This window comes from Methylobacterium sp. J-077 (assembly GCF_022829365.1).
GTDB lineage: Bacteria > Pseudomonadota > Alphaproteobacteria > Rhizobiales > Beijerinckiaceae > Methylobacterium.
The window spans coordinates 84,018-106,460 of the sequence record NZ_JAKSYJ010000112.1; the positions used below are offsets into that span (position 1 = coordinate 84,018).

Annotated in this window: 21 protein-coding genes; 13 read left to right on the top strand and 8 right to left on the bottom strand. The window is 68.3% G+C overall.

Annotated elements, in window-relative coordinates; translation table 11 throughout:
• Positions 1-35 precede the first annotated feature (35 nt).
• Positions 36-1,346, bottom strand: a complete 1,311-nt coding sequence (locus MKL11_RS11195) for an ABC transporter substrate-binding protein (RefSeq protein WP_243943231.1) — start codon at positions 1,344-1,346, stop codon at positions 36-38.
• Between the two features lie 33 nt (positions 1,347-1,379).
• Entirely contained in the window at positions 1,380-2,441 is a 1,062-nt protein-coding gene (locus MKL11_RS11200) for an ABC transporter ATP-binding protein (RefSeq protein ID WP_243943233.1), read from the bottom strand.
• 368 nt (positions 2,442-2,809) lie between these two features.
• Between MKL11_RS11200 and MKL11_RS11205 the strand changes: the two genes are divergently transcribed.
• The 3 genes from MKL11_RS11205 to MKL11_RS11215 are packed head-to-tail and all read left to right on the top strand — an operon-like array spanning position 2,810 to position 5,734.
• Positions 2,810-4,003, top strand: coding sequence for a fumarylacetoacetate hydrolase family protein (locus MKL11_RS11205; RefSeq protein ID WP_243943236.1), 1,194 nt, complete (start codon positions 2,810-2,812; stop codon positions 4,001-4,003).
• A gap of 34 nt (positions 4,004-4,037) precedes the next feature.
• Complete coding sequence (locus tag MKL11_RS11210; protein ID WP_243943238.1) at positions 4,038-5,408, top strand: FAD-binding oxidoreductase; 1,371 nt, start codon at positions 4,038-4,040, stop codon at positions 5,406-5,408.
• 11 nt (positions 5,409-5,419) lie between these two features.
• Positions 5,420-5,734 carry a DUF167 domain-containing protein gene (locus tag MKL11_RS11215; RefSeq protein WP_243943241.1) on the top strand — a complete coding sequence of 105 codons (315 nt, stop codon included), beginning with the start codon at positions 5,420-5,422 and terminating at the stop codon, positions 5,732-5,734.
• A gap of 16 nt (positions 5,735-5,750) precedes the next feature.
• On the opposite strand, the gene MKL11_RS11220 is transcribed toward MKL11_RS11215, so the two are convergent.
• From MKL11_RS11220 to MKL11_RS11235, 4 genes are all read right to left on the bottom strand, one after another.
• Positions 5,751-6,176, bottom strand: coding sequence for a type II toxin-antitoxin system VapC family toxin (locus tag MKL11_RS11220; RefSeq protein WP_243943243.1), 426 nt, complete (start codon positions 6,174-6,176; stop codon positions 5,751-5,753).
• An 8-nt stretch (positions 6,177-6,184) separates the two neighbouring features.
• Positions 6,185-6,415, bottom strand: a complete 231-nt coding sequence (locus MKL11_RS11225) for an antitoxin (protein WP_243943245.1) — start codon at positions 6,413-6,415, stop codon at positions 6,185-6,187.
• Positions 6,416-6,484: 69 nt separating this feature from the next.
• A complete protein-coding gene (locus MKL11_RS11230; protein WP_243943247.1) occupies positions 6,485-7,414 on the bottom strand; it encodes a 3-keto-5-aminohexanoate cleavage protein in 930 nt (309 codons plus the stop codon).
• 2 nt (positions 7,415-7,416) lie between these two features.
• Positions 7,417-8,340, bottom strand: coding sequence for a 3-hydroxyacyl-CoA dehydrogenase (locus MKL11_RS11235; RefSeq protein WP_243943249.1), 924 nt, complete (start codon positions 8,338-8,340; stop codon positions 7,417-7,419).
• Between the two features lie 352 nt (positions 8,341-8,692).
• Here MKL11_RS11235 and MKL11_RS11240 point away from each other — a divergent pair, with 352 nt between their 5' ends.
• From MKL11_RS11240 to MKL11_RS11265, 6 genes are all read left to right on the top strand, one after another.
• Positions 8,693-9,394: a GntR family transcriptional regulator gene (locus MKL11_RS11240; protein ID WP_243943251.1), complete on the top strand. Its 702-nt coding sequence runs from the start codon at positions 8,693-8,695 to the stop codon at positions 9,392-9,394.
• Positions 9,395-9,468: 74 nt separating this feature from the next.
• Positions 9,469-10,236 carry an SDR family oxidoreductase gene (locus tag MKL11_RS11245; protein ID WP_243943253.1) on the top strand — a complete coding sequence of 256 codons (768 nt, stop codon included), beginning with the start codon at positions 9,469-9,471 and terminating at the stop codon, positions 10,234-10,236.
• A 91-nt stretch (positions 10,237-10,327) separates the two neighbouring features.
• The gene (locus MKL11_RS11250) at positions 10,328-11,062 is read left to right on the top strand and encodes an SDR family oxidoreductase (RefSeq protein WP_243943255.1); all 735 of its coding nucleotides are present in this window, start codon (positions 10,328-10,330) and stop codon (positions 11,060-11,062) included.
• Positions 11,063-11,073: 11 nt separating this feature from the next.
• The gene (locus tag MKL11_RS11255; RefSeq protein ID WP_243943257.1) at positions 11,074-12,879 is read left to right on the top strand and encodes an IlvD/Edd family dehydratase; all 1,806 of its coding nucleotides are present in this window, start codon (positions 11,074-11,076) and stop codon (positions 12,877-12,879) included.
• 170 nt (positions 12,880-13,049) lie between these two features.
• Positions 13,050-16,013 (top strand): FAD-binding and (Fe-S)-binding domain-containing protein, encoded by a 2,964-nt coding sequence (locus MKL11_RS11260; protein ID WP_243943259.1) that lies wholly within the window; start codon positions 13,050-13,052, stop codon positions 16,011-16,013.
• Positions 16,014-16,073: 60 nt separating this feature from the next.
• Positions 16,074-16,754 carry a GntR family transcriptional regulator gene (locus MKL11_RS11265; protein WP_243943261.1) on the top strand — a complete coding sequence of 227 codons (681 nt, stop codon included), beginning with the start codon at positions 16,074-16,076 and terminating at the stop codon, positions 16,752-16,754.
• Here MKL11_RS11265 and MKL11_RS11270 read toward each other — a convergent pair.
• Together MKL11_RS11270 and MKL11_RS11275 are read right to left on the bottom strand one after the other, a co-directional pair.
• Positions 16,730-17,671 (bottom strand): class I SAM-dependent methyltransferase, encoded by a 942-nt coding sequence (locus tag MKL11_RS11270; RefSeq protein ID WP_243943263.1) that lies wholly within the window; start codon positions 17,669-17,671, stop codon positions 16,730-16,732. The two genes, MKL11_RS11265 and MKL11_RS11270, sit on opposite strands and share 25 nt — an antisense overlap.
• Before the next feature lie 115 nt (positions 17,672-17,786).
• A complete protein-coding gene (locus tag MKL11_RS11275; RefSeq protein WP_243943266.1) occupies positions 17,787-18,440 on the bottom strand; it encodes a GntR family transcriptional regulator in 654 nt (217 codons plus the stop codon).
• A 193-nt stretch (positions 18,441-18,633) separates the two neighbouring features.
• Between MKL11_RS11275 and dctP the strand changes: the two genes are divergently transcribed.
• The 4 genes from dctP to MKL11_RS11295 all read left to right on the top strand — a co-directional run bounded on the left by dctP (position 18,634) and on the right by MKL11_RS11295 (position 22,019).
• Entirely contained in the window at positions 18,634-19,656 is a 1,023-nt protein-coding gene (gene dctP / locus MKL11_RS11280; RefSeq protein ID WP_243943268.1) for a TRAP transporter substrate-binding protein DctP, read from the top strand.
• Positions 19,653-20,342, top strand: a complete 690-nt coding sequence (locus MKL11_RS11285; protein WP_243943270.1) for a TRAP transporter small permease — start codon at positions 19,653-19,655, stop codon at positions 20,340-20,342. Before dctP ends, MKL11_RS11285 begins: the two co-directional genes overlap by 4 nt.
• Positions 20,342-21,694, top strand: a complete 1,353-nt coding sequence (locus MKL11_RS11290; RefSeq protein ID WP_243943272.1) for a TRAP transporter large permease — start codon at positions 20,342-20,344, stop codon at positions 21,692-21,694. Before MKL11_RS11285 ends, MKL11_RS11290 begins: the two co-directional genes overlap by 1 nt.
• Positions 21,695-21,755: 61 nt before the next feature.
• Complete coding sequence (locus MKL11_RS11295) at positions 21,756-22,019, top strand: hypothetical protein (RefSeq protein ID WP_243943274.1); 264 nt, start codon at positions 21,756-21,758, stop codon at positions 22,017-22,019.
• Positions 22,020-22,443: the final 424 nt, after the last annotated feature.

The window sequence follows — 22,443 nt, forward strand, 5'->3', positions numbered from 1 at the left end:
TCGCCTCGGGAACAGGGCCGGGATGCGTCGCCGCGTCAGGTGTTGCGGAAGATGCGCTGGGCGGCGCGCTCGGCGTTGCGGATCGCGGTCTTCACGTCCTCCCGGCCAGTGCAGTGGCTGGCGAACATGTCGACCACCACGAAATCGGCCAGCACCGCGGCGATGCGCTCGCTCACAGGCGCCTGGCCGCCGGCCGCCAGCGACCGCCGTCCCGCCTCGGCGAAGACGGCGTTCTTCGGGTCGCTCGTCCAGATCGGGTTCTTTGGGTAGTTCGACAGCGGCTCACAGAGGTAGCCCTGCGCGCCCTGGATCCAGGGATTGTAGTTCGACGCCTCCATCATGAAACTGATGAACGCCTTGCAGGCGTTGGGCGCCTTCGAATATTTGAACGCCAGGATCGGGAAGGCGAGCTGGAACTCCGTCGGCTTGCCCACCGGGCCGATCGGCCAGACCGCGTGGTCCATGTCCTCGGCAAGCTTCGGGTTGTCCTTCTTGGCGGCGGCGTAGATCGAGATGCCGTTGTGCGTCAGGTACAGGTCGCCCGCCAGGAAGGCCTTGTTGTTGGAGGAATCGTTCCAGGATACGGTGCCCGGCACGAAGGTCTCGTACATCGCCTTGACGTATTCCAGCGCCTTGGCGGTCTCTGGCGAGTTGATCACGATCTTCTCGTTGGCGTCGACCAGGTTGGCGCCATGGGACCAGAGCGCCCAGTGGCACCACGTGTTGGCGTCGCCGGTGGCATGACCGAGGGCGAAGCCGGCCGGGGTGTTGTTCTTCTTGAGCGCCCGGCACAGTTCGAGGAGGCCGGCGGTATCCTCGGGGAACTTGCTGAACCCGACCTTCTGCATCGCCGAGATGCGATAGTTCGGGTATCCGCCGTTGAAGCCCACGGGAATCGCGATCCACCTGCCCTTGACCTTGCCGTAGGCCTCCGCCGACGGGAACCAGGGGCCGTATTTCTTGGCCAACGACTCGGCGACGTCCTCCAGCGGCAGGCACTTGTCCGGGAACAGGGCCGGGAACGAGAACAGGCCCCAGACCATGTCGGGCCCCTGCCCGGTATTGGCGGCGACGGACGCCTTGGGCTGGATGTCGTCGAAGGATTCGTTGGTCACCGAGACCTTGACGCCTGTCGCCTTGGTAAAGGCGTCCACCATCCGCAGGAACGCCTCGTCCTCGCTGGGGATGAAGCGCTTCCAGCGCAGAATGGACAGGCTGGCGCCGGGTTCCGGCTTCCACTCGGCATTCTGCGCCCAGGCCCGGGCGAAGCCGAAGAGGTCGCCGCCGGCGGCCAGCCCGGTCGCGGCGGCGCCCGCCAGGAGGGAACGGCGGTCGAGGTGGGGCATCGTGGCGTCACTCCCTGGGTGGATCGGGTGCGGTCAGGTCGGCAGGCGCCGGCCCGTCTCGGCATCGAAGAAGTGCACGCGGTTCGGCCGCAGATGGACGGTCTCGCCCGGTCCCTCGCTGACGCGCTCGCGCAGCACGCAGGTGAAATCCTGCCCCTGCGCCCGCACCGCCAGCATGGTCTCGGAACCGGTCGGCTCGACCACCACGACCTCGGCGGCGATCCCATCCGGCGCGAGGTCGAAATGCTCCGGGCGCATTCCGAGGACGAGCTTGCGGCCCTCCACGGCTGCGGGGGCCTCGTTCAGCGGGATCGTCAGGCCCGTATCGGCGGCGAAGACCAAGTGTCCGTTCCGCCGGACCGTCCCGCTCACGAAATTCATCGCGGGGGATCCGATGAAGCCGGCCACGAACAGGTTGTCAGGCCGGTCGTAAAGCTCCAGCGGCGGCCCGATCTGCTCGACCACGCCGTCATGCATCACCACGATCCGGTCGGCCATGGTCATGGCCTCGATCTGGTCGTGGGTGACGTAGATGGTCGTGGTCTTCAGGCGCTGGTGCAGTTCCTTGATCTCGGTGCGCATCGCCACGCGCAGCTTGGCGTCGAGGTTCGAGAGCGGCTCGTCGAACAAGAACACCTGGGGGTCGCGCACGATCGCCCGCCCCATGGCGACGCGCTGGCGCTGCCCGCCGGAGAGCTGGCGCGGATAGCGGTCGAGGAGGTGGGTCAACCCGAGGATCTGCGCGGCCTTGCCGACCCGCGTGTCGATCTCGGCCGCCCGCGCCTTCCGGATCCGCATGGAGAACGCCATGTTCTCCCGCACCGTGAGATGCGGATAGAGCGCGTAATTCTGGAACACCATCGCGATGTCCCGCTCTTTGGGCGGAACATCATTGACCACACGCTCGCCGATACGGATCTCGCCGCCGGAGATATTCTCCAGGCCGGCAATCATCCGCAGCAGGGTCGATTTCCCGCAGCCCGAAGGTCCGACCAGGATCACGAACTCGCCGTCTCGGATGTCTACGGACACGCCGTGCAGCACGTTCGTCGACCCGAAAGCCTTGCGAACCTCGCGGATTCCCACCGAGGCCATGCTTCCTCCCGATCAGGGTCGCTCTGACGGCGACTCCTCTGCGATCAGTACAGGTGAGCGCCTTTCGGAAAGCAAGCGGGCCGCCCCTGAATTTTGAATCATATCCAGCTTCTGTCAGGACTTGCCCGGTGGAGTTTTTGTGCCGAGAGCGGGATCGGGCGTCGAGATGCACGGGGGATCCCTCGGAGACGACCGATCACCGCGGATCAGTGACGAGGCCGCCGACGTGAAACATTCTGCCGGCGCTCGAATCGACGACGGGTGTTAAGGCGGATCGTGTCGGCCCCGCTCGCGGCGTACCGTCCGGGACGGATCGAGGGCGCGCCGGCGCGGCGGAAAACCCAAACCTCCCGAGGGATGAGGACAGCATGGCATTATCCGGTCTGACCGCCCGCGAGATCCTGCCCGACGATTCCGGGCGCGGTGCCCTGGTCGGGCGGGTGTGGCGCCCGGATGTCGGGGGGCCGAGCGTGGTGGCGATCCGGCTGGGTTCGGATGGCGACATGCGGGTCATCGACGTCACGGCCCGGTTCGCGACCGTCAGCGACCTGTGCGAGGCGCCGGACCCTGCCGCTGGGCTCCGGGCCGCCGAGGGCGCGGATCTCGGCAGCCTCGACGCCATCGTCGCCAACACTCCACCGGACGGCCGCGACCCCAGACAGCCTTGGCTGCTCGCCCCGGTGGATCTTCAGGCGTTGAAGGCCGCGGGTGTCACCTTCGCGACCTCCATGCTGGAGCGGGTCATCGAGGAGCGGGCGCGGGGCGATCTCGCCGCGGCCTCGGCGATCCGTGCCGAGGTCGAGCGCCTCGTCGGCCGCGACCTGCGCCGGCTGAAGCCCGGATCGCCCGAGGCGATGGCGCTGAAAGACGTGCTGGTCGCGCAAGGCGCCTGGAGCCATTACCTCGAAGTCGGGATCGGGCCCGATGCCGAGATCTTCACCAAGGCGCAGCCGCTCTCCGCGGTCGGCTGCGGCGCCGATGCCGGGCTGCACCCGGAGTCGCACTGGAACAACCCCGAGCCCGAGTTGGCCCTGGCCGTCTCGTCCCAACAGAAGATCGTTGGGGCGACGCTCGCCAATGACGTGAACCTGCGGGACTTCGAGGGCCGGTCGGCACTGCTGCTAGGCAAGGCGAAGGACAACAACGCCTCCTGCGCCCTGGGGCCGTTCCTGCGCCTGTTCGACGACACGTTCAGCCTCGACGACGTGCGCCGCACCACCGTGACCCTTGAAGTGACCGGCACCGACGGGTTTCGGATGGAGGGCACGTCGCCGCTGGCTGAGATCAGCCGCGATCCCGAAGAGCTGGTCGCCGCCCTGATGGGCCGCACGCACGATTATCCCGACGGCGCGATCCTGCTGCTCGGCACGATGTTCGCGCCGATCCAGGACCGGCACGGGCCGGGCCTCGGCTTCACCCACGCGGAGAACGACCGGGTCGTGGTGGCAAGCCCCGAACTCGGCCGGCTGGTCAACCGCATGCGCCCCTGCGATGCCTGCGAGCCCTGGACGTTCGGCGCCCGCGCGCTGATGCGCAACCTCGCAGGGCGCGGGATTCTGTGACAGAGGCTCGCGCTGAAGCCCCCGGAACAAGCCAATGACAGAAGCCGGATCCATCCTCGCGCGTCTTTCCGACATCGTCGGACCGTCCGGCCTCGTGACCGGCGAAGAGCTGCGCGGCCGCTCGGCGAACTGGACCCGGCCGACCGAGCCCTGCGCCGCGCTCGCCCTGGTCCGGCCGCGCAGCACCGCCGAGACGAGCGCCGTGATGGCCGCCTGCCACGCGGCGGGGATCTCGGTGGTCCCGCGGGGCGGCGCCACCGGCCTGGTCGACGGCACCCTGTGCACGCCGGACGAGATCACCCTGTCCACCGAGCGGATGACCGGCATCGAGCCGGTGGATCCGCTCGGCATGACCGTGGTGGTGGGTACCGGCGCCACCCTCGAGAGCGTGCAGAACGCGGCGACCGAGAGCGGCCTGTTCTTCCCCCTCGATCTCGGCGCCCGGGGCTCGGCCACGATCGGCGGCGCGATCTCGACCAATGCCGGCGGGCTGCGCGTCCTGCGCTACGGCATGATGCGCGAGATGGTGCTGGGCCTGGAAGCGGTCTTGGCCGATGGCACGGTGGTCTCGTCCATGCGCCCCCTGATCAAGAACAACACCGGGCTCGACCTGAAGCAGATCTTCATCGGCACCGAGGGGACTCTCGGCATCGTCACCCGCGCGGTCCTGCGCCTGCGCCCGGAGCCGGCCGGCTACGCCACCGCGCTGATCGCCTGCCCGGGGGTCGATGACGGCGCCCGGGTCCTGCGCGCCGCGCAGAGCGCCTTCCAGGGCCGAGTCTCGTCCTTCGAGGGCCTGTGGCCGGATTTTTATAAGGTGATGACCGCGCCCGGCCGGGCGACGCCGCCGCTGGGCTACGACTACCCGTTCTACGCCATCATCGAGGTCGAATGCGTGCCTGAGGAATCCGACAGATTCCTCGGCCTGCTCGAAGGCCTGATGGGCGAGGGCACGATCCTCGACGCGGCCGTGGCCTCATCGGAGGAGCAGCGCCGGGGGATGTGGCGCATCCGCGACCGGGTCGAGCACCTGAACGCCGACGGGATCGAGCGCGCATTCGACGTCAGCGTGCCGCTCTCTAAGATGCATGGCTACGTCCAAGGCGCACTAGAACGCTTGGCCGCAATCCCGGGCTGCCGCGCGGTGGTCTACGGGCATATCGGCGACAACAACCTCCACTGGAACACCACCCGCCTCGACGCCGCCGGCAACGCCGCCATCGACGCGGCAATCTACGCGCCGCTCGCGGAGCTGAACGGCTCGATCTCGGCCGAGCACGGCATCGGCCTGGAAAAACGCGGTAAGCTGCCCCTGTCGCGTTCGCCGGAGGAGATCGGCGCCATGCGGCTGATCAAGCGCGCGCTCGATCCGGACAACCGGCTGAACCCGGGCAAGATTTTCTGAAGGCGCGACCGGTGGCACGAGCTCCGTCGGAGCCAGCGGTCAAGCCGCTGCGGCTCACCGTCCGGCTGACCCCGCGCGGCGGCCGCGACGCCGTGGAAGGCTGGATCCGCGACACGGATGGCGCCCCTTGTCTCAAGGTCCGCGTGGCCGCCCCGCCGGTCGATGGCGCCGCCAACACGGCGCTCGAACGGCTGATCGCCAGTTCTCTCAGGATCGCGGCCGGCGCCGTTCAGATCGTCGCCGGCCATCAGGGACGTGTGAAGCGCCTGGAGATCACCGGCGTAGACGAGGAGGCCGTGGCCAAAGCCTTTGGTGATCCGGGATAGGCGCTTGCTGGCGATGTTAGTGCACGCCGTTGCCGACGGCCTGTGGATCGAGCCAATTCTCGATTTTCAGCCCTGGAACGCGGCGGAACTCATTTAGGTTCGCGCTAACGAGACAGAGATCTAAGGCAAGGCATTGGGCAGCGATCAGAAGGTCGTTCGGCCCGATCGGCGTGCCCCGATTTGTGAGGAGCGCGCGGATTTCGCCGTAATAGCGATCGGCCGGCGCTGCCAGAGGGGCGATCGGAATCGTTCCGAGCACCGTTTCGGCGCGGTCCGCCAGAGACTGAGACCCTTTTCGCGCGACGCCGTATCGGATCTCGGCGGCCGCCACGATGCTCGTGCACACCTTGGCTGTGCGCCCTTCGAGAATGGCGGCGACCGGGCCGTCCCGTCCGCGATTGATGAGATCCGACAGAATGTTGGTATCGAGCAAATAGCGCACGACGCCACTCAAAGGACGACGTCTTCGGCCTCGAGATCGGGAATCTCATCCAACCAATCTTCAGGCGGAAGCGGCTCCAGCGACACGATAAAAGCCTCGAGGCGAAGCCGCGGTCGAAGGACCAGGCTGCCATCGGGGTGTCGAGAGATCGACACCTCGTCGCCAGGCAATTCGAACTCCTTCGGGATTCGGACGGCTTGGCTACGATTATTCCTGAAGACCTTGGCGATGCGCTCCATGATCACCTCCCGACATACGGCTTAACATATGCCCAGGTCAGCGACCGCACAAGCAAGGGTGGACCGCCCTCAGAACGCGACCTTGTCCCCGCCCTTCAGCGCCAGCATCTCCCGCGCCTCGTCGGGCGAGGCGATTGCGAGGCCCAGCCCCTCGATGATCGCGCGGACGCGGCGGACCTGCGCCGCGTTGGTCTCGGCGAGCTTGCCGGGGCCGTCCCACAGGCTGTCCTCCAGGCCGACTCGGACGTTGCCGCCCATCGCGGCGGCCATGGCGGCGATGTTCATCTGGTTGCGGCCCGCCCCCAGCACCGACCATTGATACTGATCGCCGAACAGCCGGTCGGCGGTGCGCTTCATGTGCATCACGTCGTCCGGATGGGCGCCGATGCCACCCTGCAGGCCGAACACCGTCTGGATGAACAGCGGTGCCTTCACGAGGCCGCGGTCGAAGAAGTGCTTGAGGTTGTAGAGATGGGCGGTGTCGTAGCACTCGAACTCGAACTTGGTGCCGTTCGGCGCGCAGGTGGTGAGGATGTGCTCGATCTGGCCGAACGAGTTGCGGAAGATGATGTCCTTGTTGCCGAGATAGTCCCGCTCCCACTGGTGCTTCAGGTCCTTGAAGCGGTCGAGCATGCCGAACAGGCCGAAATTCATCGAGCCGAGGTTGAGCGAGGCGACCTCCGGCTGAAAGGTCGCGGCCGGGCGCACGCGCTCCTCGATCGACATGGTCGGCGCACCGCCGGTGGTGAGGTTCACCACGCAGCCGGAGCGCTGCTTGATCACCGGCAGGAATTTGGCGAAGGCCTCCGGCGACTGGTCGGGCTGACCGGTCTCGGGGTCGCGGGCGTGCAGGTGGACGATCGCCGCACCGGCCTCGGCGGCGCCGATCGCGGCGTCGGCGATCTCCTCCGGCGTCACCGGCAGATGCGGCGACATGCTCGGCGTGTGGATCGCGCCGGTGACCGCGCAGGTGATGATGACTTTCCGCTGGGGGGCCATGCTCAGTCCTTCTGTGAGAGCTTGTGAGCCCGCAGGGACGCCAGCCGGGCATCCCGGCGGCGCATGCGGGCGGGGAGATCCGCGGGCGCCCGCCATTGCGCCAGGATCGCTTCGGTGGCCGGCGCCTCGTAGACCGAAGGTGGCGCGGCATCGGCCGCAAGGCTCTTGTAGAAGCCGGTGTAGCGCGCGCAGTAATCGGCGATGCCGCCGGGGGCGTTCAGCTCGATCGTCTCGAACGGACCCATGAAGCTCCAGCGCAGGCCGAGCCCGTCCGCGACGGTCTTGTCGAGATCCTGCGGCGTGACGTAGCCCTCCGCGGCGAGGCGGAACGCCTCCGCCAGGAGCGCGCCCTGAAGCCGGTTGAGGATGAAGCCCTCGATTTCCTTGAGGACGGTGATCGGCACCTGCCCGATTGTTTCGTACGTGGCCCGGGCACGCTCCAGGACCGAAGCGTCCGTCCACGGCGCGCCGGAAATCTCTACCAGCGGGATCAGGTGCGGCGGGTTCACCGGATGTCCGATCAGGCAGCGCCCGCGGCCGGGCAAGCCTTCCGTGAACAGCGAGCAGCGGATCGCCGAGGACGACGAGGCGATGATTGCGCCAGGCGGCGCCAGCGCGTCGAGTTCGGCGAACAAGGCCTGCTTCACGTCGAGCCGTTCCGGGCCGTTCTCCTGCACGAAGCCGACGCCGTCGAGACAGGCGGCAAGGTTTTCGGATGCGCGGATACGGCCGGACGCCGCCGCCGGATCGGGGCAGAGCCCGTGCGCGGCGAGGGTGCGCAAGCCCTCGGCGCACAGCGGGATCGCGGCCTCGGCGACGCCGTCGGCGGCATCGAACAGGCGCACGTCCCAGCCGGAGCGGGCAAAGATCATCGCCCAGGCCCGGCCGATCAGGCCGGAACCGATGATCGCGACGCTGTCGGTCATAGCCTCAACCCCTCTTGTCGCTGATCCCGATCCTCGCGTGGACGGCGCGCGTCGCCCGCCCCTGGGAAGCTGTCGCGCTTCGACGTGACGATGCGGTTCGGAAGGCGGAGAGATCGGTCGGCCGGGACCGTCGAACGCTTCCGACGCCGACGGTCGCAGGCCGCTCGCATATCGTCCGTGATGGCCCGCAGAAGGCGCTGGCGACAGACTGTCGTCTCGAACCGACCTTTCATCGCCCGCCGCCCAAGCGTTTCCTCCAGCCGATCCCTTTTGTCCGGCTCTGGCGGCTCTCTTCGGAGATGTGATCACAGATCACTAGCGTGATAGTGCCGGATGCGTCTAGTCTCGGCAGATGAGTTCTAGATTGGTTCTGGCCGAACTGCCGCAGCTGGAGCGGCGTACCCTCGCCGACACCGCCTACGAGGCCCTGGCGGACCTCCTCGCCTCCGGGCGGCTGACGCCGGGCGATCGGCTGTCCCTGCGCCAGAGCGCGGTGGCGCTCGGCGTCTCGGTGATGCCGGTGCGCGAGGCGGTGAGCCGCCTCGTGGCTGACGGTGTCCTCGAAGTCGCGCCGACCCGGGCGATCCGGGTGCCGGTCATGACCGCGCAGGATTTCCGGGCGCTCGCCGAGACCCGCATGGCGGTCGAGGGCATGGCCGCCGCCCGGACCGCCGAGAGGCGGAGCGCGGTGGAACTCGCCGCGATCCGCCGGGCGGAGGCGGCGTTCCGGGGGGAGGCCGGATCGGCGGAGCCCGACGGCGCCCGGGCGGTCCGGCTCAACCGCGATCTGCATTTCGCGATCTATGCCGCCTGCGGGCTGGCGCCCCTCCAGGAAATCATCGCCCGGCTGTGGCTGAAGGCGGGGCCGGTCATCAACCTCGACCTGCGCGCCCATCCGGAACGGCTGCTCCAGGGTTACGCCCTGCGGCGGCACGCCGAGACGCTGGCGGCGATCGAGGCCCGGGACGGGCCGGCCGCCGCCGCGGCCCTGGCCGCCGACATCCGCGAGGCGACGGACTTCATCCTGTCCCGCGGGGGGTTGCGGGACGCGTAGCGTTTGGTGCGCATCGTCTTCGTCAGAAAGGCCGCAAGCGCCTTCGAAACGATGCTTTGACAGGAGGAAAGACCATGGATCTTGGAATCGCCGGCCTGCGCGTGCTCGTGACCGCAGGCGCGGCCGGCATCGGGCGCGCCATCGTCGATGCGTTCCTGGACGAAGGCGCGCGGGTCTTCGCCTGCGACATCGACGAGGCGGCGCTGGAGGCCCTGCCCGCGGAGGTCGGGCGCAGCCGGACCGACGTCGCCGACCGGGAGCAGGTCGCCGCCATGATGGATCAGGCGGTCGACCACCTCGGCGGGCTCGACGTGCTGGTCAACAATGCCGGCATCGCCGGGCCGACCGGGCGGGTCGAGGAGATCGCCCCGGAGGATTGGGACCGCTGCATCACGGTCTGCCTGACCAGCCAGTTCAACTGCGCCCGGCTTGCGGTGCCGCACCTGCGCGCGAGCGGCAACGGCTCGATCGTCAACCTGTCCTCGGCCGCCGGCAAGTTCGGCTTCGGCCTGCGCAGCCCCTACGCGGCGGCGAAATGGGGCGTGATCGGCTTCACCAAGTCCCTGGCGATCGAGCTGGGCGAGGCCGGCATCCGGGTGAATGCGATCCTGCCCGGCCTGGTCGCCGGCGACCGGCAGCGCCGGGTCCTGGAGGCCAAGGCGCAGCAGCAGGGCACGAGCTTCGCCGAGATGGAGGCCAGGGCCTTCTCGTTCGTGTCGGTGAAGGACTACGTCACCGCCCGCCAGCTCGCCGATCAGATCCTGCTGCTCTGCTCGCCCCGGGGCCGGACTATCTCGGGCCAGGCGATCTCCATCGACGGCGACACCCGGATGCTGTCCTGAAACGCCGCGCCCCGGCTTACGCAGCGGCGCGGATCGCGGCAGACTGAAATCCGAAGCGGCAGGATAACCGCGCCATTGGGAGGACCGGAGCATGCGTCTCGCGGGCAAGACAGCGTTGGTCACCGCCGCCGGCCAGGGCATCGGCCGGGCGAGCGTCCTGGCGATGGCGCGCGAGGGCGCCCGGGTGCTGGCCACCGATGTCCGGGCGGAGGCGCTCCGGACCTTCGACGGGGTGGAGAACGTCACCACCGCGCCCCTCGACGTGCTGGACCGGGCGCAGATCGAGGCCGTGGCCGGCGGCCTCGACCGGATCGACGTGCTGTTCAACTGCGCCGGCTACGTCCATGCCGGCACGGTGCTCGACGCCAGCGACGCCGATTTCGACGTCGCGGTGAATCTCAATGTCCGGTCGCAATTCTGGACCATCCGCGCGGTGCTGCCGCGGATGCTGGAGGCCGGCGTTGGCAGCATCGTCAACATGGCGAGCGTCGCCGGGTCGCTGCGCGGCCTGCCGAACCGCTTCGTTTACGGGCTGACCAAGGCCGCGGTGATCGGCCTGACCAAGTCGGTGGCGGCGGATTATGTCGGCCGTGGAATCCGCTGCAACTGCGTCTGCCCCGGCACGGTCGACACGCCGTCTTTGGCAGAGCGGATCAACGCGTTCGACGATCCTGGGGAGGCCCGCAAGGCCTTCATCGCCCGCCAACCCATGGGCCGGCTGGCGAAGGCCGAAGAGATCGCCCCGCTGGTGGTGTTCCTGGCGAGCGACGAGGCCGCGTTCGTGACCGGCCAGAGCTATTCCATCGACGGTGGCATGACGATCTGAGGATATCGACCATGAGCGACAAGCGCCGCGTGACCCCCGCCGACCTGCGCTCGAAGGCGTGGTTCGACAACCCGCACAACCCGGGCATGACCGCGCTCTACCTGGAGCGCTACCTCAACTTCGGGTTGACGCCCGCCGAGCTGCGCTCCGGCAAGCCGCTGATCGGCATCGCCCAGACCGGCTCGGACCTGTCACCGTGCAACCGGCACCATCTGGAGCTCGCCAAGCGCGTGCGCGACGGCATCACGGCGGCGGGCGGCGTCGCCTTCGAGTTCCCGTGCCACCCGATCCAGGAGACCGGCAAGCGGCCGACCGCGTCGCTGGATCGCAACCTCGCCTACCTGTCGCTGGTCGAGGTGCTGTACGGCTATCCCCTCGACGGCGTCGTGCTGCTCACCGGCTGCGACAAGACCATGCCGGCCTGCCTGATGGCGGCCGCCACCGTGAACATCCCGGCGATCTCGCTGAACGTCGGGCCGATGCTCAACGGCTATTTCCAGAAGGAGCTGACCGGCTCCGGTACGATCGTCTGGAAGACGCGCGAGCGCCACGCGGCCGGCGACATCGACTTCCAGCAATTCATGGACATCGTCGGCTCCTCGGCGCCGTCCACCGGCCATTGCAACACGATGGGCACGGCCTCGACCATGAACGCGCTGGCCGAAGCGCTCGGCCTCGCCCTGCCCGGCTCGTCGGCGATCCCCGCGCCCTACCGCGAGCGCGGCCAAGCCGCCTACGCCACCGGCCTGCGCATCGTCGACATGGTCTGGGAGGACCTGAAGCCGTCCGACATCCTGACCCGGGAGGCGTTCGAGAACGCCATCGTGGCCAATGCCGCCATCGGCGGCTCGACCAATGCGCCGATCCACATCAACGCCATCGCCAAGCATATCGGTGTGCCGCTCACCTGCGACGACTGGGAGCGTGTCGGGTTCGAGATCCCGCTGCTGGTCGACATGCAGCCCGCCGGCCGCTGGCTCGGCGAGGAGTATTTCCGCGCGGGCGGCCTGCCGGCCGTGTTCGCGGAGCTGATCGATGCCGGAAAGGTCCATACCGAGGCGCCGACCTGCAACGGCCTGACCGTCGGCGAGAATTATCGCGGGCGGCACAGTTGGAACCGCGAGGTGATCCGGGCCTACGGGACGCCCCTGATGGAGCAGGCCGGCTTCCTCAACCTCAAGGGCAGCCTGTTCGATTCCGCGATCATGAAGACCTGCGTGATCTCGGAAGAGTTCGCCGCCCGCTACCTGCGCAACCCCGAGGATCCGATGGCGTTCGAGGGCCGCGTGGTCGTGTTCGACGGGCCGGAGGATTATCACGATCGCATCGACGATCCGGCGCTCGGGATCGACGAGACCACCGTGCTGATCATGCGCGGCGCCGGCCCGGTCGGCTATCCCGGGGCAGCCGAGGTGGTGAACATGCAGCCGCCGGGGGAACTGATCCGTCGAGGCGTGACCTCCCTCCCCTGCATCGGCGACGGCCGCCAATCCGGGACCTCCGGCACGCCGGCGATCCTCAACGCCTCTCCCGAGGCGGCTCTGGGCGGGGGCCTGGCGTTGCTGCAATCCGGCGACCGGGTCCGCATCGATCTCAACACCCGCCGCGCCGACATCCTGCTGCCGGCCGAGGAACTGGATCGCCGCCGCACCGACCTCGCCGCCCGGGGCGGCTTCCCCTTCCCGGCGACGCAGACGCCCTGGCAGGAGATCTACCGGGACCAAGTCGCGCAGCTCAACGAGGGCATGGTGCTGAAGGGCGCGGTGAAGTTCCAGAAAGTGGCCCAGACCTCGGGCGTGCCGCGCGACAACCACTGAGGCGACACGACGGGTCGGGATCGGGCGAAGACATGCTCCGCCTGATCCCACTGCGACACAAGGAGCGGATGCGCTGGGGGCCACAGACACAACCAACCCGTTCCCTCGGCTGTGAATTTTGAATACAATCTCACCGATGGGCGGAGACGCGCCCTCGGGAGGGATCGGGCGTGACGCAAGCCAAGGCTCGGACTGCGGCGTCGCCGCGCGCGGCAGCGCGCTTGGACGGGGGCTTGCCGCGAAAGCTCGCGGAACAGCTGCAGGGCGAAGCGCGGTTCGACGCGTTCACGCGCGGCCGCTACAGCACCGATGCCTCGATCTACCAGATCATGCCGGCCGGCGTGGTGCTGCCGCGCTCGGCTGCCGATATCGCCGCGACCTTACGGATCGCGGCCGATCACGGCGCGCCGGTGATCCTGCGCGGCGGCGGAACCTCGCAGAACGGCCAGCCGATCGGCTCGGGGTTGGTGGTCGATTGCGCGCGCTATTTCAACGGCATCCGCGCCTACGACCCGGAATCCGGCACGATCACGGTCGAGCCCGGCATGGTGCTGGAGCGGCTGAACACCCGGGTGAAGGCCGACGGCTGGTTCTTCCCGGTGGAGCCCTCGACCGCCACCCGCTGCACCATCGGCGGCATGGCCGGCAACAATTCCTGCGGCGCCCGCTCGCTGCGCTACGGCAAGATGAGCGACAACGTCCTCGCCATGGAGGCGCTGCTCCCAGATGGCGAGGCGTTCGGCTTCGGCATCATCGGCAACGCGACCGCGGGGGTCACCGGCTCGGCCCATGCCGAAGCCTTGGCCGAACGCATGCGCACCCTCGCCCTCCTCCATCGCGACGAGATCGCGGACCGCTACCCGAAGGTGCAACGGCGCGTGGGCGGCTACAACCTCGACGCCCTGGTCGAGCCTCGGCCGAACCTCGCGCATCTGCTGGTCGGCTCGGAAGGGACGCTGGCCGCCACCACCTCGGTGACGCTCAAGCTGTCGCGCCTGCCCGCGCACCGGGTGATGGGCGTCTGCCACTTTCCGTCGTTCCGGGCCGCCATGGAGACGACGCAGCACATCGTCGCCCTGGATCCCGTCGCGGTGGAGCTGGTCGACAACAATGTCTTGGTGCTCGGCGCCGACATTCCGCTGTTCCGGGCGACTTTGGCCGACATCACCCGCGGCAAGCCGAACTGCCTTCTGCTGGCGGAATTCGCCGGCGACGATCTCACCGCGCTGAAGCGCGACCTGAAGCGTCTCGACGCCTGCATGGCCGATCACGGCTTCTCTGATGCGGTCGTCGAGATCGTTGAGCCGGCCCGTCAGCGCTCGGTCTGGGAGGTCCGCGAGGCCTGCCTCAACATCATGATGTCGATGAAGGGCGACGCGAAGCCGGTCTCGTTCATCGAGGATTGCGCCGTGCCGCTGGAGCACCTCGCCGATTACACCGATGCGGTGACAGAGGTGTTCACCAAGCACGGCACCCGCGGCACCTGGTACGCCCACGCCTCCGTGGGCTGCCTGCATGTCCGGCCGATCCTGGATATGAAGGACGGCGGCGATGTGAAGCGGATGCGCGCCATTGCGGAGGAGACCTCCGAATTGGTCCGCCGCTACAAGGGCTCGTATTCCGGGGAGCACGGCGACGGCATCTCGCGCTCGGAATACATCGCGCCGCTGTTCGGCCCGGTTCTGACCAGCGCCTTCGAGACCGTGAAGGATGCGTTCGATCCCGACAACCGGCTCAATCCCGGCAAGATCGTCCGGCCGCTGAGCATGGACGAGCGGAGCCTGTTCCGGTTCAAGCCCGACTACGCGGTGACCGAACCGCTGAAGCCCGCCCTCGACTGGTCGGATTGGGGCGGCTTCGGCTCGGCCGTCGAGATGTGCAACAACAACGGCACTTGCCGGAAGCTCGCCGGCGGCGCGATGTGCCCGTCCTATCGGGTGACCCGGGAGGAGGAGCACCTCACCCGCGGTCGCGCCAACACCTTGCGGCTCGCCATTTCGGGCCAGCTCGGGCCGGACGCCTTCACCAGCAAGGCGATGAAGCGCACCCTCGACCTGTGCGTCTCGTGCAAGGCCTGCCGCCGGGAATGCCCCACGGGCGTCGACATGGCCAAGATGAAGGTCGAGTTCCTGCATCACTACCACGCCCGCCACGGGCTGCCCCTACGCGACCGGCTGATCGGCCTGATGCCGCATTATGCCGGTATTGCCGCCAAGCTGGCCCCGCTCCTCAACCTGCGCGACCGGCATCCGGCGCTGGCCGCTCTGTCGGAGCGGATGGTCGGGCTCTCGGCCAAGCGGTCGCTGCCGCGCTGGAGGCGCCCTTGGAGCGAGCAGGGCGAGGCGGCTCATCCGGGTGACGTGGCCGGGGATTTCCGCGACGTGATCCTGTTCGGCGACACGTTCAATCGTGCCTTCGAGCGGGAGAACCTAGAGGCGGCCGAGCGGGTGCTCCTGGCCGCCGGCTATCGAAACCACCGGGTCTACCCGACAAGCGGGCGGCGTCCGCTCTGCTGCGGGCGGACCTGGCTCGCCTCGGGCCAGACCGACCGGGCCCGCGCAGAGGCGCGCCGGACCCTCGGCACGCTCCTGCCGTTCGTCCGAGCCGGCGCCCGGGTGGTCGGCCTGGAGCCGTCCTGCCTGCTCACATTCCGCGACGAGTTCTCGGCGCTGCTGCCGGGAGAGGATGCCGCGCTGCTGGCCAAGCAGTCGTTCCTGTTCGAGGAATTGCTGGCCGGCGATCTGGCGGCGGGCCGGATCGCGCTACCGCTTGCGGACCAGGGGGGCCGGGTCGCGCACCTGCACGGGCATTGCCACCAGAAATCCTTCGGCGTGATGGGCTCGGTGGAGACGGTGCTGCGGACGGTCCCGGGCCTCGACGTCCGGGTCATCGAGTCGAGCTGCTGCGGCATGGCCGGCGCCTTCGGCTACGGGGCCGAGACGATCGAGACCTCCTTCGCCATGGCCGAATTGTCCCTGTTCCCGGCCCTGCGGGCGGCCGCCCCCGGCGACCGCGTCGTCGCCGATGGCACGAGCTGCCGTCACCAGATCCATGATGGCCTCGGCATCCGCGCCGAACATGTGGCCCGCGTCCTCGATGACGCGCTCGTGCAAGCCCCCCTGCCTCGACACTGAATTGCCGGACACCTACACAAGCACGATAGGTTGCTTCGACCTCGCGTGCACCGTCGGCTCATGAACAAAATCGACACCGGCATCGGAATCAGCCGTCGCTATCTCCACGACGAGGTGGCGGATCGGATGCGAGAACTGATCCGCTCCGGCGAGATGGAGCCCAAGGCGCGGATCAACGAGGGCGAACTGACGGAGCGCTTCGGGATCTCGCGCACGCCGCTGCGCGAGGCGATCAAGATCCTGGCGACCGAGGGCCTGCTCGAACTTCTCCCGAACCGCGGCGCCCGGGTCGCCAGCATCTCGGAGGCCGAACTCGAAGAGATGCTGGAGGTGATCGCCGGGCTCGAGGCCACCGCGGGCGATCTCGCCTGCCGGACGATCTCGGAGGCCGAGATCGACGCGATCGAGGTCGATCACGACGCGATGGTGGCGGCCTGGAAGGGCGGCGACGAGGCCGGGTATTTCAGCCATAACCGGCGGATCCACGAAGGCATCATGGCGGCGAGCCGCAACGGCATCCTGGCCAACATCTACGAGAGCCTGTCGGGCCGGATCCAGCGGTCGCGCTACTCGGCCCACCAGACGCCGGATCAATGGGCCCGGGCCATGTCAGAGCACGAGCACATGATCGTGCTGCTGCGCGCCCGGGACGGCGCTGCCCTCGCCACCCTGATGCGTGAGCATATCCGCGGGAAAAAGACCGTGATCGCAGCCAATTACGGGGTCGCGGAGGCCGGCTGAGCCGTCATCTCGAACCAGAACGAGGCCCCCGGCGTGCCGGAATCGTTCGGGTAGAGGAACGGGATGTCGGGCCCCGGCCGGCGGCCGGCAAAGACCGCCTTGACCCGGGCGCTCTTGGCCGGGTCCTGGCAGAGATACATCACCGGCACGGTCACCCGGAACGGCGGCGCGCCGCACATCAGCATCGCGGCCAGAAGGTACTGCTCGTTGTAGAGCCGGCAGTTCCACGCGCCCGGGTAGTCGTCCGGGATGAAGATGTCGTGGATCTGCACGATCACGCCCGGCGCGAGCCGCGGCATCAGTTCGAAGAAGAATACGGTCACGTCGGAATTCGCGAAGGATCGGTGCGAGCCGTCGAAGAAAACGATGTCCCCGGCCCGCAACTCTTCGAAGATCTTCAGGTCGCAGCCTTCGAGGGGCGCGCGAAGCGTCCAGTCACAGATCGCGTCGATCTCCCGGCGAGGCATCGGGTCGATCGAGGTGATCGTGGTCGGCAGTTTCAGCGCGTCGATCGTGTAGCGGGCAAAGCAGGTCGAGCAGCCGGACCCGATCTCGAGGTAGCGGGCCGGCCGCTTCCAGGCGAGCATCGTCATCAGGGCGGCGGCGTCGAGGGCCGTGAACCAAGTGTTGTTCCAGTGCGGCGTCACCGGGTCGGCGACGCCGGCTTCGTGCGGGACGCTGTGCAGCAGGTCGGCTCGCGCCTCCAGCGCGGTCAGGAACGCTTCGTAAGCGGCGTTCTCCCGGGCCAGGACCGACCGGAGGTGACCGTGCGGCGCGCTGCCGGGTGTCCAACGGGAGGACGGTACCACCGGGTGATAATCGTGGACCGTATGGCTCCAGCGAAACGGTTCGGTGCTGGCTCGGAAGATGTCGACGCCAGCGCGGCGCCCGGCGCTCCTCACGATGTCCTTCAGCATGGCCGTCCTCGCTCCGACGGGACGATAATGCTGGCTACACAACTTCTAGTCGAGTCTGTTCGCGAGCCTACGCAATCCTCGCGGGGATCGCGGTTAAGCTGCGCTTTCCGTTCTGTCAGGCTGCGCTCGGCGCCCGCAGTCCGGCCACGAGGTCGGTGAAGCGGTCGCCCTGGACGATGACGTGGCTGCGCAGCGCCTCTGCGGCGCCGGCCTCGTCGCCGGCGACGATCGCGGCGACGATCGCCTCATGCTCGGCGAGCGATTGCGGCAGCCGCTGGCGGACGCGCAATTGCAGCCTGCGATAGGGGGCGAGCCGCCTGTGCAGCGACAAGGCCTGCTCGGCCAAAAACGCGTTGCGGCTCGCCCGATAGACCACCGTGTGGAACACGTAGTTCTCGGCGTAGTAGCTCTCGGCATCCTGCAGGGCCATCGCCGCCCTGCAGCTGGCCAGAGCCGCCTGCAGGGCCTCCGCATCCTCCGGAACCAGGCGCCGCGCCGCGAGCCGGCCGCAGGCGGCCTCGATCTCCGCCATGGTCTCGAACATCGCCAGCAGCAGGTGCGGCTCCGGCGCGCTGACGACGGCGCCGCGCCGGGGCTTGGCCTGGATCAGGCCGGTGACCGCCAGTTGCAGCAGAGCCTCCCGGATCGGCGTGCGCGAGACTCCGAAGCGCTCGGCCAGCTGATTCTCGTCGAGGCGCGCGCCGAGGGCGAGTTCGCCCGAGACGATCTCGTCCTCGATCCGCTGCCGCAGGCGCTGGGCGTGATTCATCCCTCCGGTCCTTCCCCGTCGGCGGATGGTGCGTCGCCGACCTTCCTGAAGGATTGCTGCGACTTACGCCGCTCACATATGCTCGACTGTTGACAACATATACAAGATCACTTTTCTTGCATGCAACGAATGCGCGATCGTTCTTGCGACGCACAAAAGTAGAGCCGGCTTTATTGCGGCGCGGGAGAATTCGATGATACCGACACGTCGCACGCTGGTCGCGGCCGCCCTCGCAGCGCCAGCCGTCCTGAGATTCGGTCTCGGCGCCGCACAGGCCGCCACGGTCCTGAAGCTGTCGCACCAATTCCCGGGCGGGACGATCGACGAGGGCGACTTCCGCGACCGCATGTGCCGGAAATTCGCTGCGGCGGTGGCCGAGCGCTCCAAGGGTGCCCTGGAGGTCCAGGTGTATCCGGGCTCCTCGCTGATGAAGACGAACGCCCAGTTCGGCGCTATGCGCAAGGGCGCGCTCGACATGTCGCTTTATCCGAGCCCCTACGCGGGCGGCGAGGTGGCGGAGCTGAATATCGGCCTGATGCCGGCGCTGGTGACCTCCTACGCGCAGGCCGTGGCGTGGAAATCGGCGCCGGTGGGACGCAAGCTCACCGAGATCCTGGAATCCAAGGGCATCGTCCTGGTCTCCTGGGTCTGGCAGTCCGGCGGCGTCGCCAGCCGCGAGCGGCCGCTGATCGCGCCGGCCGACGCCAGGGGCATGAAGGTCCGCGGCGGCTCCCGCGAGATGGACCTGATGATGAAGCAGGCCGGCGCCGCGACGCTCTCGATACCGTCGAACGAATCCTACGCGGCGATGCAGACCGGCGCCTGCGACGCGGTGATCACCTCGTCCACCAGCCTGATCTCGTTCCGGCTGGAGGAACTGTCGAAGGCGCTCACCTCGGGCCGCGAGCGGTCCTACTGGTTCATGCTCGAACCGATCATGATGTCCAAGACCGTGTTCTCCGGCCTGCCCAAGGACCAGCAGGACCTGATCATGGCGGTTGGCGCCGAGCTCGAAGCCTTCGGCCAGGCCGGCGCCAAGGAGGACGATACCCGCGTCGAGCAGATCTTCGCCAAGGCCGGCGCCAAGGTCTCGCAGCTCGACGAGAAATCGCTCGGCCAGTGGCGGGAGATCGCCCGGGAGACCGCCTGGAAGGACTATGCCGGCCGCAATGCCGGCTGCGCGGAACTGTTGAAGCTCGCGGAGCAGGTCGCGTGAGCCACGGCTTCGATGCCGCCACTGCGATCCCGGATGCGAAGGGTGCGGATGAGCCTCGGCTCCCTGGGCTGCTCGGCCTGTTCGACCGCACGATGCGCGGCATCAACCGCGTGATCCTCGGCCTCGGCGGGCTCTGCCTGGTCGGCGCCTGCTTGGTGCTGAGCCACAGCGTCGTCGTCCGCTATCTCCTTAAGGAGCCGACCGAGTGGCAGGACGAGATGGCGGTCTTTTTGATCGTCGGAGCGACATTCTTCTCGGCCGCCGGGGTGCAGGCCAAGCGCGGCCACGTGGCGATCGAGGCGCTGACCGGCCTGCTGCCGCCCAAGATCAACCGGATCCGGCTGCTGTTCGTCGATTGCGTCAGCCTCGCCTTCTGCCTGTTCTTCGCCTGGAAGAGCTGGACCCTCGACCACGAGGCCTGGATCGACGGCCAGACCTCGCAATCGACCTGGGGACCGCCGCTCTGGATCCCCTACACCCTGATGGCCGCCGGCATGAGCCTGCTGTGCCTCCAATTCGCCCTGCAGATCGCCGAGGCGCTGCTCTACGGGCCGCGGGCGGCCGGATGGGCCAAGCCCAAAATCGGCATCGGCGCGGACGTGAACACGGATATGCACGGTGCGCCCGGGGTCACGCCCCGGGGGCCGGATCCGATGGGCCGGACGGTCGACGCGAGGGTGGAGTGATGGGCACGGCGGCGATCGGCTTCCTCTATGCGGGGGCCACCCTCGGGGCGATGCTGTCGGGCATCCCCATCGCGTTCGCGCTCGGCGCCGTGGCCCTGGCCTTCATGGTCGCGTTCATGCCCGCCGCCTCCCTCGATACGGTGGCGCAGAACGTCTACGAGGAGATGGCCTCGATCACCCTGCTGTCGATCCCGCTGTTCATCCTGAAGGGCGCGGCGATCGGCCGGTCCCGGGCGGGGCAGGACCTCTACTCGGCGATGCATGCCTGGATGCACCGCATCCCCGGCGGTCTCGGCATCGCCAACGTCTTCGCCTGCGCGCTCTTCGCCGCCATGGCGGGCTCGAGCCCGGCGACCTGCTCGGCGATCGGCTCGGCCGGCATTCCGGAGATGCGCAAGCGCGGCTACTCGCCGGGCTTCGCCGCCGGGATCATCGCGGCCGGCGGCACGCTCGGCATCCTGCTGCCGCCCTCGATCACCATGATCCTGTACGCGGTCGCCTCCGAGCAGTCGCTCGGGCGCCTGTTCCTGGCCGGGATCGGGCCGGGGCTGCTGCTGGTGAGCCTGTTCGCGGCCTGGTCGATGGTCCGGTTCCGGTCGGAATTCGCCGCCGCCAAGGCGGTGCTGGAGCGCGGCGGCCCGGCCTCGCCGATCCTGGCCGACGAGCAGTACAGCATGGCCCAGCGCTTCTCGACGCTGCCGCGGGTGCTGCCCTTCGTGATCCTGCTCACCGGCGTGATGGTGGCGCTCTACGGCGGCTACGCGACGCCCTCGGAGACGGCCGGCCTCGGCGGCCTGCTGGCGCTCGGCCTGATCGCCGCGATCTACGGTGTCTGGCGGTTCCGGGACGTCAGCCCGATCCTGGTGGCGACGCTGCGGGAATCCACGATGCTGATGCTGATCATCGGCATGTCGCTGCTCTACGCCTACGTGATGAGCTATCTGCACCTGTCGCAATCGGCCGCGGCGGGAATCGTGGCGATGCAGCTCTCGCCCTGGGTGCTTCTGGTGACGATCCTCGGCCTCGTGATCGTCCTCGGCTTCTTCCTGCCGCCGGTCTCGATCATCCTGATGACCGCGCCGATCATCCTGCCGCCGCTCAAGGCCGCGGGCTTCGATCTGGTGTGGTTCGGCGTGGTGATGACCATCACCATGGAGATGGGCCTGATCCACCCGCCGGTGGGCCTCAACATCTTCGTCATCAAGAACATCGCCCCCGACATTCCGCTCTCGGACATCATCTGGGGTACCCTGCCCTTCGTGATGTTGATGGGGCTCGCGATCCTGATCCTGTGCCTGGTGCCGGGCATCGCCCTGTGGCTGCCGGACCTGCTGCTGGCGACGACGCGGTAGAGGTCCCTCGACCGCCGCGAATTTCACGCTCTCGACATCGCCGCCGCCCTATCTACTCAGGATGACCGACCTCCAGACCATCCAGATGCTGCACGCGGCGAACGTGATCGCCGAGGACGAGATCGACGCCAGCATCGAGGCGTTCCTGGACGGCGCGGTGGCCGAGCCCTACCGGTTCCGCAGCGGCCACCGGCTTAACTTGGTCAAGGCGGTGCGCAGCCACCCCGGCGCCCAGGAATTCGTCGGCCGGTCGAATGTCGGCACCCAGTTGAAGCGGCCCTTCGTGCGGGCGGCGATCCTGCAGGCGCGGCCGCTGAAGGCGTGAGCGCCCTACCCGCGATCTCACGGTCATGACCGCGTGAGGCGAGCCTTTCCAGTTTTGCAGTAGACTCCGATCATCGAGCGCGACCGGCCCCCTCTCTCGTGCCGGCTACCAGATTCACACTTTTCAGGCCGCCACTAACATTTTGGAACGGAGGCGATTTGCCCCTCCCCACAAGCGGAAGGAAAGCGCATCGCGCCTCGCAGCAGGAGATGTGTGAACATCTCGGCCCGCACAGGAGAGGGCTGGGGTGAGGGATCAGGTCTGTCCGGACAAGTCGCATCCCTCACCCTGTCCCTCTCCCGCACGGGAGAGGGGAGTTGCGTCTCATGCCGGGGCGCAGGCCTGTCGGTGACGGCGCCTGCACGCGTGTTCTCTGATGTCGACGGGGCAACCGATCAGAAAAACCGCAAACCCTCAGAACGCA